The organism is Paenibacillus sp. CMM36 (assembly GCF_053570945.1).
Genome location: NZ_JBSEDY010000076.1, coordinates 1 through 592, shown reverse-complemented (window position 1 = coordinate 592; position 592 = coordinate 1). Strand labels below are relative to the sequence as shown.

Genomic DNA, 592 nt, shown 5'->3' with positions numbered 1-592 from the left:
CGCAGCTCCCCAGCGCTTACGTCTCTTTCAGCGACATAGTACGCCACCAGTTGGTTTTGCCCCTGTTCGTCCGCTTGGGCCAGTACGATGACCTCTTGCACGTCTTCCACTTTCAAGATTTGTGCCTCGACTTCGCCCAGCTCGATCCGGTAGCCCCGGATTTTCACCTGATGGTCAATCCGGCCCAAATATTCGATGTTGCCGTCTGGCATCCATCTCGCCAAGTCACCCGTACGGTACATTCGTTCATAGCCTGCTTCACCAGCCGCAAACGGGTTCGATACAAATTTCTCCGCCGTCAGTTCTGGACGATCCAGATATCCACGCGCCAGACCCGGACCGGACACGCACAGCTCACCCGCTACGCCGACCGGAGCCAAATGTCCATGCCCATCCACCATGTATACCCGATGATTCGGCACAGGACGTCCAATGGAAATGAGTTGTCCTGCCCTTGCATCCTCGGACACCGGCCAGATGGACGTTGCAACTGAGTTTTCAGTTGGACCGTAGCCGTTGTAGTACGCCACTTGATCCTTCCACTTGTATACCAGTTCGGTGGAAGATGCTGAACCCGCAGTGAACAGAATAC

The 592-nt window shown here is 55.4% G+C and carries 1 protein-coding gene; it reads right to left on the bottom strand.

Annotated elements, in window-relative coordinates; translation table 11 throughout:
• A partial coding sequence (locus ACWA2B_RS27950; protein ID WP_449292884.1) for an AMP-binding protein occupies nt 1-592 on the bottom strand: 592 nt, incomplete at both ends.